This window comes from Saccharopolyspora kobensis (assembly GCF_900108315.1).
In the GTDB taxonomy this organism is placed as follows: Bacteria; Actinomycetota; Actinomycetes; order Mycobacteriales; family Pseudonocardiaceae; genus Saccharopolyspora; species Saccharopolyspora kobensis.
In genome coordinates, this window is the sequence record NZ_FNVB01000013.1 from 1 (window position 1) to 12,307 (window position 12,307).

Sequence of the window (12,307 nt, forward strand, 5' to 3'; positions counted from 1 at the left end):
TTTCCTGCCCTGTTGGGTGGGGGTGAGGGTTGTCGGTGGCGATGGCGGGGAGGGTCCGCCCGGTCCCATTCCGAACCCGGTAGCTAAGCTCCCCAGCGCTGATGGTACTGCACTCGACAGAGTGTGGGAGAGTAAGACACCGCCGACACACTAATTGAGAGAGGCCCCTCTTTCACCGGTTCCGACCGGCTGAAAGAGGGGCCTCTCCCCTTTTTACGCGGATGGTTTCCGCTCCTGATCATCCTCGTGCGGGGAACCCGGGCTGACCGGGTTTCCCGCACGAGGAACTCCGGTGTCAGGACAGCTTGCGGCGGAGGAGCTCGAAGCAGAGCACCGCGGCGGCGCTGGCGACGTTGAGCGATTCCACGTCGCCGGCCATCGGGATGGCCAGCGGCTGGGCGATCCGGGACTGGACCTCCTCGGACAGCCCTGCGGTCTCGCTGCCCAGCACGAACACCGCACGCGAACCGAAGTCGGTGTTGTAGATGGTGTCGGTGGCGTCGGCCTCCAGCGCGTACAGCGGATATCCCGCGTCGCTGAGCATCTCCGCGGCTTCGCCCGCGGTGCGGGAGCGCAGCACCGGCGCGTGGAACGCGACTCCGGCCGAGGCCTTGATGACCAGCGGGTCGAGGCCGGCGACGCCGCGGTGCGGCACCACGATGCCGTCGATCCCGGCGGCGGTCGCGGTGCGCAGGATCATGCCGACGTTGGCGGGTGTCGTCAGCCCGTCCAGCAGCAGGATCGTGCCCGGGGCTTTGGCCGGGTCTTCGAGCGCATCGGAGAGCGGGCGCATCTTGCGGGCCACCACGTCGGCCAGCACGCCCTGGTCGTGGCGGCCGTTGCCGGCCAGCACCTTCACCCGGTGCGCGCTGGCCCGCTGGACGCGGACCGCGCGGTCGGCCGCGGCCTCCTTGATCTCCTCGATCACCGGTCCCCGCAGGCCCTCGGCCAGGACCACCTTGTCGACGCGGAGGTCGCGGTCGGCCAGCGCCTCCAGCACGGGCTTGCGGCCGTAAACGGTCAGGAATCGGTCTTTCGGGGAAACTTCGCTGGTCACGGAAGCAAGTGTCACATGCGGTGCGGCGCGGCAGACGACTGGAGCCCTCGGGCTCCGGCGGATGTGTGCCAGGATCGCGGCATGCCCGATCGTCTCTCCGCCGTCGACGCGTCCTTCCTCTACTTGGAGGACTACACCACGCCGATGCACGTCGGTGGTGTCGCGGTGTTCCGGCGCCCGCGCAGCGGCTTCGACTACGACCGGGTGCTGTCGCTGATCGACCGCAGGCTGGGTCTGGTGCCGCGCTACCGGCAGCGGGTGCAGCAGGTCCCGGGCAGGTTGGCGAGGCCGGTGTGGGTGGACGACCAGGACTTCGACCTGACCTACCACGTCCGCCGCTCCGCGCTGCCCAAGCCCGGCAGCGATGAGCAGCTGCACGACCTGGCCGCCCGGTTGATGTCGCGCAAGCTCGACCACACCCGCCCGCTCTGGGAGGTGTACCTGGTGGAGGGCCTGTCGAAGAACCGGGTGGCGGTGATCACCAAGACGCACCAGGCGATGGTGGACGGCATCGGCGCGATCGACATCGGCCAGGTGATCTTCGACGTGGCGCGCAACCGGGAGATCCCGGATCCCGACGAGCTGTGGATGCCGCGCCCGGAACCGAGCGCCGCCGAGCTGGTGGTGGAGGCGGTGACCGATGCCGTGCAGCGTCCGGGCGAGGTGGTCGAGAACGTCCGCGCGGCGATGGTGGACGTGACGGCCACGGTGCAGAAGGTCTCCCGTGCGTTGGGCGGAGTGGCGTCGGCCCTGCGCACCGCCGTGGTGCCCGCGCCCAGCGGACCGTTGAACGCGCCTACTTCGACGCAGCGCCGGTTCGCGGTGGCGCGGGCGAAGCTCGACGACTTCCGCGCGGTCCGGCGGGCGCACGGCAGCACGGTCAACGACGTGGTGCTGGCGGTCGTCACCGGCGCGCTGCGGAACTGGTTGATGTCGCGCGGTGAAGTGGTCGCGCCGTCGACCACGGTTCGCGCGATGGTCCCGGTGTCGGTGCGCTCCGACGACGCCGAGGCGCGGGCCACCTACCCGGAGACGGGCAGCCTGCCGGTCGGCTCGGTCGGCAACAAGGTCTCGGCGTACCTGGTGGACCTGCCGGTCGGGGAGGGCAACCCGACGGTCCGGTTGCACCAGGTCAGCCATGCCATGCGAGCGCACGCCGAATCCGGCCAGTCGGTGGCGGCCGGGGCTCTGGCGAAGGTGTCCGGGTTCGCACCGCCGACGCTGCACGCCCTCGGGGCGCGTGTCGCCAACCAGCTCTCGGACCGGCTGTTCAACGTCCTGGTGACGAACGTTCCCGGACCGCAGGTGCCGTTGTACGCGGCGGGGGCGAGGATGGTGGAGATGTTCCCGGTGGTGCCGCTGGCGAAGAACCAGTCGCTGTCGATCGGCGTGACCTCCTACGACGGCGGCGTCTACTTCGGGCTGAACGCGGATCGGGACGCGATGCCCGATGTGGACGTGCTGGCGGCGATGATCGGAGAAGCGGTGGACGAGATGATCGGCACGGTCGAGGGGTGAGGGCGTGCCCGCACCGCGCGTTCTGCGAGCCTTGTCGGTGATGCAGTGGCAGTAGAGGAAATGATGAGGATGGTCGAGGCATGAGGGTTTACCTGCCTGCCACGCTGCCGATGCTTCGGCAACTGGCGGAAGACAAGCAGCTGCAGCCGCTGGGAGGAACCGCGTTCGCGCTGACGCCCGCCCTGCGCGAGTCCTACGCCAGCGGTGACACCGAAGAGCTCGAGTACGCCGCGATGCGGGAGGCCGCGCGTGCGTCGCTGCGGTTGATCGCCGGTGAGGAGAAGCCCGAACCGCGCCGCGTCGTGATCTCCGCCGACGTGGACGAGGTGACGCTGCGCCCGGACCTGGACCACGCGGTGGTGAAGGTCTCCGGGCCGGTTCAGTGGAAGCAGATCGCCGCGGTGCACGTGGACGCGGCGGAAGCGGAGGACGCGGTGCGCGCGGCGGCGGAGGTGATCGACGCCGCCGATCTCGGCGATCCGGATGCCGAGTTCGCGCTCGGCGACGCCGAGGACCACGAACTCGCCTGGTACGCGCCGCAGGAAGTGCCGTTCCTGCTGGAGCTCATGTAGTGCGGTGCCTCCGCCGGGCGGTGCCGGACCGCCCGGCGGAGGCCGGCCGGCATCAGCCGGGCATGCCCGGGATGCTCGGCATGTCCTGGACCTGCTCGGCGGGCGGCACGGTGATCTGCACCGGCTTGCCCCAGTCCGAGTAGCGCATGCTCAGCTGGCTCTCCGGGATCTCCTGGCCCTGGAACTTCAGCGCCGGCGTGGTCGAGTCGATCTTCACCGGCAGCCCGTCGGAGTCGACCCAGACGGTCTGCTTGAGCTCGGTGACGCCCGAGTCCAGCATGATCTTCAGGCCCGCCTGCTGGGCCCCGCTGGCGTTGGCGGACGCCTGCTGGAGGTCGGTCGTGACCTCGTAGCGGGTCGTGTCCTTGCCGTCGACCTGCTCCTCGGAGGTCGAGGTGATGGTGGAGCCGGCGGGCAGCATGGCCTCGAAGTCGCCGATCTTGCCCAGCTCGCCGAACTGCTGGGCCATCTCGTCGTTCGCGGGCACCTTCAGCCACGGCTTGCTCGGGTCACCGCCGAGCTGCGCCAGCTGCGGGCTCTTCATGAAGATGCCGTCGGTGGTGACCACCATCTCGGAGGGACCGCCGGTGCAGCCCATCGCGGTCTTCTCGACGTCCACCTCGCACTTCATGCTGGCGTACAGCTGGGCGATCGGCCCGGTGCCCGCGAAGGAGACGGTGACCGTCTTCTGCTCGTCCATGCTGGTCTTCGCCGTCTTGACCAGCGACGAGATGTCCTTGATCGGGGCGGTGTCCCCGGCGGCGGGCGTTCCGGTGGGCGTTCCGCCCTGGCTGCACGCCCCGAGGGTGGCTGCCAGCGCGGCAGCGGTGAGGGCGGTGGCGATGCGACGCACGAGTGGTCCTCTCTGAATGGACAGATCAATACTCGGAACGTAGCAGCGCGCTGATCCGGTCAGTTGTGCTTTCGCGGCGAATGTGGGCTATGTCGGTGTCAGCGCGGCGGGCCCTCCTGGAACACGCCGATCTGGTAAGCCGGGGGCACCGGGATCTCGACGGGTGCGCCCCAGTCGCGGTAGGTCGAGGTCAGCGACACCTGGCCGGCCTGGGCGACCTGGCCGGTGGCCGCGAACCGCGCGGGCAGCCCGGATTCGTCCAGCCACAGCTGGTACTCCAGCTCGGGTTCGCCGGAGTCCGCGGCCTTGCGGTACCGGGTCCGCTGCTGCGGATCGGTGGCCACGTCGGCGGCTTGCGCGGTGACGATGCGCAGCTCGTAGCGGGTCGCGGGCCTGCCGTCGACCTGGTCGGGCGCGCTGCTCTGGATCCGGGTGGCCCGCTCGACACCGCTGAAGGTGGCGCGCGGGTCGACGGCCTCGTGCACCTGGTCCAGGGCTGGCCCGAGCAGCTTGGAACCGAAATCGCCCGCACCGGGGGAGATGCGCAGCCAGGGCTTGTCCGGCGCCGGGCGGGCCAGCGGCGTCTGCAGGTAGCCGACGCCGTCCACGATGGACAGGTTGAGCCGCTGCGGCGGCTGGTTCCGGACGTTGCGGGTCTGGCCGTCGAGCGCGAGATCGGCTTGCGGGCCGCGGTAGCGGACGACGCCGTCGGCGGTGAGCTCGCCGACCACGCCGAGGCTTCCGCGCACCTCGCTGCGGGTGCTGCCGCGTTCGCTGATCTTGCTGATCACCTGGGACAGCACGGCGTCGGCTGCGGGACGGGGATCTGGGTTGGCGGCCAGTGCGTTCGTCGGCACCGGGGGTTCTCCGGCGCATCCGGCGGTTGCTGCGATCAGGGCGAGACCAGCGGAGATCACCGCGGTCCTGGTGCGGGCTCGGGACATCGGGCACGCTCCTCGGGCCGTTGTCGGCTCTTGGGCTCGTGCGGCGGGAACCGCACGACGGCCTGCGTGAGCTGCGGAAACATCAACTTCTCACACCGGCCACGCGACCACGCTAACAACGAAGTCGTCACGCCACAGGGGACGATCGCCGCTCTAAAGGAGGAAATACTGGGGTTTTCCGGTGTCAGGCGTCGTCGAGCCCGGCGCGGGAACGCAGCAGGCGGCGCAGCGAGGCGAGCTGCTCCAGCCCGCCGCCGTCGGCCGCGAAGGTGTCCAGGTGGCAGTCCGGGTCGTCGGATCCACCGAGGTGCCCGCAGTTCGGCGGGCATTCCTCGGCAGCTGCCGAGAAGCCCTCGAAAGCCGCGATCACGTCGTCGGCGGTGACGTGCGCCAGCCCGAACGAGCGGATGCCCGGGGTGTCGACCACCCAGCCCCGCTCCGGCAGCGGCAGGGCGACCGCCGAGGTGGAGGTGTGCCGTCCCTTGCCGACCCCGCTGACCTCGCCGGTCGCCCGGTCGGCGGTCGGGACCAGCTGGTTGACCAGAGTCGACTTGCCGACGCCGGAGTGGCCGACCAGCGCGGACACCCGGTCGGCGAGCAGCTCGCGCAGCTGCGCGGGATCTTCGCCGAGGCGGGTGATCGTGATCGGCATGTCCAGCGAGGAGTAGATCTTGATCCACTCGCCGGGGTCGGCGAGGTCGGCCTTGGTCAGGCAGAGCACCGGTGAGAGCCCGCCGGCGTAGGCGGCGACCAGGCAGCGGTCGATGAAGCCCGGTCGCGGCTGCGGGTCGGCGAGCGCGGTGACGATGACCAGCTGCTCGGCGTTGGCCACCACCACCCGTTCGTACGGGTCGGTGTCGTCGGCGGTGCGGCGCAGCACGCTGCTCCGCTCGGAGACGCGCACGATCCGGGCCAGCGTGTCGGGCTTCCCGGAGGTGTCGCCGACCAGGTCCACCAGGTCGCCGACGACCACCGGGGTCCGGCCGAGTTCGCGGGCGCGCATGGCGGTGACGATCCGGTCCGGAGAACCGTCCAGCGCGCAGGTCCAGCGGCCGCGGTCGACGGCGACGACCATGGCGGCCTCGGCGTCGGCGTGCTTCGGGCGCTGCTTGCTGCGCGGTCGGCTGCCCCGCCCGGGGCGCACCCGCACGTCGGACTCGTCGAGGTGGCTCCAGCCCCGCTTGCTCATCGGTTCGCCTCCGAGCTCACACCGCGCCTCCGAGCATCGCCGACCACATCCCCGGGAAGTCGGGGATCGTCTTGCCGGTCGTGGCGATGTCCTCGACCAGCACCCCGGGAACCCGCAGCCCGAGGATCGCACCGGCGGTGGCCATCCGGTGATCGGCGTAGGAGTGCCAGCTCCCGCCGGTCAGCGGCCGGGGCTCGATGACCAGCCCGTCCTCGGTCTGCTCGACGGCGCCGCCCAGCTTGGTCAGCTCGGTCTGCAGCGCGGCGAGCCGGTCGGTCTCGTGCCCGCGCAGGTGCGCGATGCCGCGCAGCTGGGAACGGCCGTTCGCGAGCGCGGCCAGCGCGGCGACGGTGGGGGTGAGCTCGCCGACGTCGTGCAGGTCGAGGTCGACGGCGTCGAGCTCGGCGGGGCCGGAGACGGTCAGGCCCTCGTCGGTGAGCTGCACCTGCGCGCCCATCCGGGCGAGGATGTCGCGGATCGCGTCCCCGGCCTGCGTGGTCCGCGCCGGCCAGCCGGGGACGGTCACGGTTCCGCCGGTGGCGGCAGCGGCGGCGAGGAACGGTGTGGCGTTGGACAGATCCGGCTCGACGTCCAGGTCGAGCGCCCGGACGGGCCCCGGGAGCACGCGCCAGGTGTCGGCTTCCCGGTCGTCGACCTCGACACCGGCGGCGCGCAGCATCGCCACCGTCATCTCGATGTGCGGCAGCGACGGCACGGGCTCGCCCACGTGCCGGACCACGACGCCCTGCTCGAACCGCGGCGCCGACAGCAGCAGCCCGGAGACGAACTGCGAGGACGCGGACGCGTCGATGGTCACCGAGCCGCCGGGCAGCTTCCCGGCGCCGCGGATCTGGAACGGCAGCGCATCGCCGTCGACGTCGGCGCCGAGCGCGCGCAGCGCGTCCAGGACCGTGCCGAGCGGGCGCTTCCGGGCGTGCGGATCCCCGTCGAAGGTGATCAGCCCGGAGGCGAGTGCGGCCATCGGCGGCACGAATCGCATGACGGTGCCGGCCAACCCGCAGTCGACCTCGGCCGGTCCGCGCAGCGCGGCGGGAGTGACCTGCCACGATCCGTCCGGCCCGTCCTGCACCCCGACGCCGAGCGCGCGCAGCGCGCCGGCCATCAGCTCGGTGTCCCGACTGCGCAGCGGAGCCCGCAGCGTCGAAGGGCCTTCGGCGAGCGCGGCGAGCACCAGGGCCCGATTGGTGATCGACTTCGAACCGGGCACCGGGACGGTCGCGCGCACCGCGCCGGTGGCGGTAGGAGCAGGCCAGAGCTGGGTCATGAGGCAATGATCCCCCACCTCGCCCGGCGAATTCAGCGCCGGGGGCGCGTTGAGCACCGCGTGTTGGCCGAGTGGCCCGCCGTGGCAGCTGTGGCGCGGGCGGGGGTTGAAAGCATGGGAACTTTCCTGTCAGGCGCCTCGGTCGGCGGTGCGAGCATGGGAACTTTCCTGTCACGGCAACGCGAGGATGGGCACTTTCCTGTCATCCGACCCGCTCGGCGCTGCGAGGATGGGAACCTTCCTGTCATCCGGCGCGAAGCGCGCGGAGATCTGCTCGCGTCGCTCGCCTGCGGCGATCCGGACTGCAAGGATGGGTTCGACACACCACCACGAGGTGACGGAGGTTCGGCCGGGCATGTGCGGTAGGTACGCCTCCACGAAGGATCCGGGCAAGCTCGCGGCCGAGTTCGCCGCGCTGGACAGCACCGGCGGAGCCGCTCCCGGCGCGGACTTCAACGTCGCGCCGACCAAGCGGGTGCTGACCGTGGTGCAGCGGCATCCGCAGGACGACGCCGGTGAGCGGGACTTGGAGCGGACCGAGCGCAGCATCCGCGTGATGCGCTGGGGCCTGGTGCCGATGTGGGCCAAGAGCAAGTCCATCGGCAGCCGGATGATCAACGCTAAGTCCGAGACGGTGACGACCAAGCCCGCGTTCCGCACGTCGATCAAGCGGTACCGGTGCCTGCTGCCCGCCGACGGCTGGTACGAGTGGAAGCGCGAGGGCGACCGCAAGCAGCCCTTCTTCATGACTTCCCCGGACGGCTCCAGCCTGGCGATGGCGGGCATCTTCGCGACCTGGCGCGATCCGCAGGTCGAGGACGCCGAGCCGCTGGTGACCTGCTCGGTGCTGACCACCAGCGCGGTCGGGCAGCTGTCGGAGGTGCACGATCGGATGCCGTTGCTGCTGCCGCCCGCGGCCTGGGAGCACTGGCTCGACCCGGACCAGCCGGACGTCACCGATCTGCTCGCCCCGCCGTCGGAGGAACTGGTGGCCGCGCTGGAGCTACGCCCGGTGTCCACCACGGTCAACAACGTCCGCAACAACGGTGCCGAGCTCGTCGAACGCGTGCCGCTCGACCCGCAACCGCAGGCGGTAGGTTTGGACCCCGGGCCGAGCTGAACCGGCCCGAGGTGGAGCACGACGCGGGGTGAGTTCTGATGTGTGGTCGTTACGCCGTCCAGCACGATCCGGCGGCGTTGGCCGAGGAGTTCGAGGCAGCCGACCGCACTGGTGGTGAGGTGGCCGCGGACTTCAACGTGACCCCGACGAAGACGGTGCCGATCGTGGTCCAGCGCGGTGCCGAGCGCAGCATCCGCCCGGTGCGGTGGGGACTGATCCCGACCTGGGCGAAGGAGCCCGGCAACGGGCCGCCGATGATCAACGCCCGGGCCGAGTCGATCACCGAGAAGCCCGCTTTCGCCGAGTCCGCGCGACGGCGGCGCTGCCTGATGCCCGCGACCGGCTGGTACGAGTGGAAGCCGGGTGACCGGCGGCGCCAGCCGTTCCTGTGCAGGCACCGGGACGGCGCGAGCCTGGCGATGGCCGCGGTGTTCTCCGCCTGGTGGGCGCCGGATTCGACCGACCGCCCGCTGGTCACCTGCGCGGTGGTCACCACCGACGCCGTCGGCGAGCTGGCCGATGTCCACCACCGGATGCCGCTGGTGCTGCCGCGGGAGCGCTGGGCGGACTGGCTCGATCCGCGGCGGACCGAGATCGGCGAGCTGCTGACCCCGGACGAGGGGATGCTCGACGAGCTGGCGCTCCACCCCGTCTCCATCGAGGTGAACAGCATGCGCAACAACCACCCGGACCTGCTGCGGCAGGTCGAACCGGTGCCCGAGCCCGCCGAGCAGGCAGCGCTGTTCGAGTCATGACCAGCGTCGACGTCGAGACCCCGCACGGCCCGGCCCGGGCCGAACTGCACTGTGCCGAGGAGGGGCGCGCCGCGCTGCTGCTCGGGCACGGCGCGGGTGGCGGCATCGCCACGCCCGACCTGGTCGCCGCGACCCGCGCGGCCACCGAGGCCGGTGTGCACGTGGCGCTCGTCGAGCAGCCGTACCGGGTGGCGGGCCGGCGAGCACCGGCCCCGGCCAAGCAGCTGGACGCGGCGTGGCTCGCCGTGGCGCAGGACCTCGGCGAGCGCTGGTTCGCCGATCTCCCGCTGATCTTCGGCGGCCGTTCGTCGGGCGCGCGGGTGGCGTGCCGCACCGCGGAGGCCGGTGCGGCCTCGGCGGTGCTGTGCCTGGCGTTCCCGGTGCACCCGCCGGGCAAGCCGGAGAAGTCCCGGCTGCCGGAGCTCGACGGGGTCGAAGCGCCGGTGCTGGTGGTGCAGGGCGAGCGCGACGCCTTCGGGCAGCCCGAGCCGTCGCAGAACCGCGAGGTGGTGCTGGTTCCCGGCGACCACTCGTTGAAGGCCGACGTCGACGCGGTCCACCGGGCCACCCAGGAGTGGCTGGTCCGAGTCCTCCGCCTGCTCGACTGACCGGCGCCAGGCCGGGCCTCCGCGCAGCGCTCGCGGGCTCCGGATTCGCTTGGTCGAGCAGCCGCTGTCAGCGCTCTCCATCCACATCGGATTCTTCGCGGTTCCGTTGATCTCGCAGTGCCCGGACATGCGCATCGGCGGAGCGATCCGTGGCGCGTGCAGGTGCGAGCATGGGAACTTTCCTGTCATCCGCCGCGCGGCAATGCGAGGAAGGGAACCTTCCTGTCATCCCCGGTGCCCCTGAACGAGTGATCCGGGACGGCGCTCAACTGCGGGAATCATCATCTGAAATCAACGGCGTTGCCCCGTTCACGCCTGACTCGGACGATCAGCGGGGAGTTCGCCGCTCGCGAGCGCGAATCGGTTCCGACAGCTGAACTCGCGTCGTCTCCTCCGCTTCCCGGACAGGACGTTCCCCCTGCCTGCCCGGATCCCCGGTGCGACTGTTGCGCGGCAGTGGCACCAGCGCCGGGGGAGCGGCCCGTCATCGTCCGCCGGGCCGCTCCTCCTGCGCGGCGTCAGCCCGCGATGTCGGCGAGCACCGCGTCGAGCAGCCGCACGAGGTCCGCGGCGGCGAGTTCGATCTCCAGGCCGCGCCGCCCCGCGCTGCAGTAGATCGTGTCGAAACCGGTCGCCGAGGAGTCGATCACGACCGGCAGCCGCTTCTTCTGCCCCAGCGGGGAGATGCCGCCCGCGACGTAGCCGGTGGCGCGCTCGGCCGCGGCGACCTCGGCCATCTTCGCCTTCTTCCCGCCCACCGCGGCCGCGAGTGCCTTGAGGTCGAGCTGCCCGGTGACCGGCACCACACCGACCACGAGCTTGCCGTCCACCTCGGCGACCAGCGTCTTGAAGACCCGCTCCGGGGGCTGGCCGAGCGCCTCGGCGGCCTCCAGGCCGAAGGACTCGGCACGCGGGTCGTGGTCGTACGCGTGCACTTCGTGCGCGACCTCGCGCTTGGCCAACAGCGCCGTAGCGGGAGTGCCCTTACCTGCCATGCGCGTCACTCTAGAAGGCCGGAATAACAGGCCGCGGGTGTCGCGTTGCAGGGGACGTGACCATGGAATCGACGAACACCTGCGTGCTGGACCGCCCCGAGCGCGCACGGTTGTCACCGACGGGTAGTCGGACGCGGGCACGCGTATCCTCGGACCTGGACCATGCGAACGAACGCATGGGTTCGTCGCCTGTTGTCACTTCGTCCAGGCGGCGGGAAAGGAGCCCGGTGCCAAGCACCCCAGAGCGCCCGGACGTGACCGGGAGACCGGACGACTCCGACCGCACCGCGGAGACCGACGAGCAGCGTGCCGCGCGTTTCGAGCAGGACGCGATGCCGCTGCTGGACCAGCTCTACGGCGCGGCGCTGCGGATGACCCGCAACGCCCAGGACGCCGAGGACCTGGTCCAGGAGACCTACCTCAAGGCGTTCTCCGCGTTCAAGTCGTTCACCCAGGGCACCAACCTGAAGGCCTGGCTGTACCGCATCCTCACCAACACCTACATCAACGGTTACCGCAAGCGGCAGCGCCAGCCGCAGCAGCAGCCGACCGACGAGATCGCCGACTGGCAGCTCGCGCAGGCGGAGAACCACACCTCCAGCGGGCTGCGCTCGGCGGAGGTCGAGGCGCTGGACCGGTTGCCGGACACCGATGTGAAGGCCGCGCTGCAGCAGCTGGCCGAGGAATTCCGCATGGTGGTCTACCTCGCCGACGTCGAAGGCTTCGCCTACAAGGAGATCGCCGAGATCATGGGCACGCCCATCGGCACCGTCATGTCGAGGCTGCACCGCGGTCGCAGGCAGCTGCGTGAGATGCTCACCGATGTCGCCCGTGATCGCGGTTTCCTGCGGGAGACCAAGCGGGAGGTGAGCACTTCATGAACTGCGGTGGTTCGGACGAGGCTTCCTGCGAGGACATCCTCGCCGAGGTGTGGCTGTTCCTGGACAACGAGTGCGACCAGCAGCGCCGCGCCGCGGTGCAGGAGCACCTCGACGGTTGCGGGAGCTGCCTGGAGCACTTCGGCATCGAGGAGCACATCAAAGCCCTGCTGCACCGCAAGTGCAGCGGTGAGCACGCGCCGACGGAACTGAAGGAGCGGTTGCGCTCCTCGATCCGCGAAGCGGTTCTGAGCAAGGCCGAGGTCACCGTGGAGCGCGGCCCGGACGGCACCTCCGTCGAAGTGCGGGCCAAGCGGATCTCATCCTCGGAATGACCCCATCACGTCGAATGGCCCCGGACCTGTCTGGTCCGGGGCCATTCGCACGTTCGACGGCCGGTGCCGCCGGCGCTCACGAGTTGGGGCGCTTGCCGTGGTTGGCCTTGTTCTTCTTGCGGTCCTTCTTCTTGCGGGCGCGCTTACCCATCGGCATCTCCTCAAGCTCGGTTTCCAGCCAGTCCGGCGACCGGTCGG

The 12,307-nt window shown here is 70.9% G+C and carries 14 protein-coding genes and 1 rRNA gene; 8 read left to right on the forward strand and 7 right to left on the reverse strand.

Annotated elements, in window-relative coordinates; genetic code table 11:
- Positions 1–31 precede the first annotated feature (31 nt).
- Positions 32–148: ribosomal RNA gene (gene rrf, locus C4T78_RS32525) — 5S ribosomal RNA — on the forward strand.
- Between the two features lie 147 nt (positions 149–295).
- On the opposite strand, the gene C4T78_RS32530 is transcribed toward rrf, so the two are convergent.
- On the reverse strand, positions 296–1,057 hold the full coding sequence (locus C4T78_RS32530; RefSeq protein WP_093157960.1) for a TrmH family RNA methyltransferase: 762 nt from the start codon (positions 1,055–1,057) through the stop codon (positions 296–298).
- 81 nt (positions 1,058–1,138) lie between these two features.
- Between C4T78_RS32530 and C4T78_RS32535 the strand changes: the two genes are divergently transcribed.
- A complete protein-coding gene (locus C4T78_RS32535; RefSeq protein WP_093356922.1) occupies positions 1,139–2,575 on the forward strand; it encodes a WS/DGAT/MGAT family O-acyltransferase in 1,437 nt (478 codons plus the stop codon).
- A gap of 80 nt (positions 2,576–2,655) precedes the next feature.
- Positions 2,656–3,147, forward strand: a complete 492-nt coding sequence (locus C4T78_RS32540) for a DUF6912 family protein (RefSeq protein ID WP_093356923.1) — start codon at positions 2,656–2,658, stop codon at positions 3,145–3,147.
- A 52-nt stretch (positions 3,148–3,199) separates the two neighbouring features.
- Here C4T78_RS32540 and C4T78_RS32545 read toward each other — a convergent pair whose 3' ends face one another.
- From C4T78_RS32545 to aroA, 4 genes are all read right to left on the reverse strand, one after another.
- The gene (locus tag C4T78_RS32545) at positions 3,200–4,000 is read right to left on the reverse strand and encodes an SCO4651 family lipoprotein (protein WP_093356924.1); all 801 of its coding nucleotides are present in this window, start codon (positions 3,998–4,000) and stop codon (positions 3,200–3,202) included.
- A 98-nt stretch (positions 4,001–4,098) separates the two neighbouring features.
- Entirely contained in the window at positions 4,099–4,944 is an 846-nt protein-coding gene (locus tag C4T78_RS32550; protein WP_093356925.1) for an SCO4651 family lipoprotein, read from the reverse strand.
- Between the two features lie 184 nt (positions 4,945–5,128).
- Positions 5,129–6,133, reverse strand: coding sequence for a ribosome small subunit-dependent GTPase A (rsgA, locus tag C4T78_RS32555; protein ID WP_093356927.1), 1,005 nt, complete (start codon positions 6,131–6,133; stop codon positions 5,129–5,131).
- A 16-nt stretch (positions 6,134–6,149) separates the two neighbouring features.
- The gene (gene aroA, locus C4T78_RS32560) at positions 6,150–7,418 is read right to left on the reverse strand and encodes a 3-phosphoshikimate 1-carboxyvinyltransferase (protein ID WP_093356928.1); all 1,269 of its coding nucleotides are present in this window, start codon (positions 7,416–7,418) and stop codon (positions 6,150–6,152) included.
- Positions 7,419–7,773: 355 nt separating this feature from the next.
- On the opposite strand from aroA, the gene C4T78_RS32565 reads away from it, so the two are divergent.
- The 3 genes from C4T78_RS32565 to C4T78_RS32575 are packed head-to-tail and all read left to right on the forward strand — an operon-like array spanning position 7,774 to position 9,901.
- The gene (locus tag C4T78_RS32565; protein WP_093356930.1) at positions 7,774–8,538 is read left to right on the forward strand and encodes an SOS response-associated peptidase; all 765 of its coding nucleotides are present in this window, start codon (positions 7,774–7,776) and stop codon (positions 8,536–8,538) included.
- A 38-nt stretch (positions 8,539–8,576) separates the two neighbouring features.
- Positions 8,577–9,293 carry an SOS response-associated peptidase gene (locus tag C4T78_RS32570; protein ID WP_093356931.1) on the forward strand — a complete coding sequence of 239 codons (717 nt, stop codon included), beginning with the start codon at positions 8,577–8,579 and terminating at the stop codon, positions 9,291–9,293.
- A complete protein-coding gene (locus C4T78_RS32575; protein ID WP_093356932.1) occupies positions 9,290–9,901 on the forward strand; it encodes an alpha/beta hydrolase family protein in 612 nt (203 codons plus the stop codon). Before C4T78_RS32570 ends, C4T78_RS32575 begins: the two co-directional genes overlap by 4 nt.
- Positions 9,902–10,419: 518 nt before the next feature.
- Here C4T78_RS32575 and ybaK read toward each other — a convergent pair.
- The gene (ybaK, locus tag C4T78_RS32580; protein ID WP_093357163.1) at positions 10,420–10,896 is read right to left on the reverse strand and encodes a Cys-tRNA(Pro) deacylase; all 477 of its coding nucleotides are present in this window, start codon (positions 10,894–10,896) and stop codon (positions 10,420–10,422) included.
- Between the two features lie 227 nt (positions 10,897–11,123).
- Here ybaK and C4T78_RS32585 point away from each other — a divergent pair, with 227 nt between their 5' ends.
- Together C4T78_RS32585 and rsrA are read left to right on the forward strand one after the other, a co-directional pair.
- Positions 11,124–11,777: a sigma-70 family RNA polymerase sigma factor gene (locus C4T78_RS32585; RefSeq protein ID WP_093157945.1), complete on the forward strand. Its 654-nt coding sequence runs from the start codon at positions 11,124–11,126 to the stop codon at positions 11,775–11,777.
- Positions 11,774–12,109 carry a mycothiol system anti-sigma-R factor gene (gene rsrA / locus C4T78_RS32590; RefSeq protein ID WP_093157943.1) on the forward strand — a complete coding sequence of 112 codons (336 nt, stop codon included), beginning with the start codon at positions 11,774–11,776 and terminating at the stop codon, positions 12,107–12,109. Before C4T78_RS32585 ends, rsrA begins: the two co-directional genes overlap by 4 nt.
- Positions 12,110–12,185: 76 nt before the next feature.
- Here the strand turns inward: rsrA and C4T78_RS37475 are convergent, their stop codons facing one another.
- Positions 12,186–12,260, reverse strand: a complete 75-nt coding sequence (locus C4T78_RS37475) for a 50S ribosomal protein bL37 (protein WP_103908190.1) — start codon at positions 12,258–12,260, stop codon at positions 12,186–12,188.
- Between the last annotated feature and the right edge of the window lie 47 nt (positions 12,261–12,307).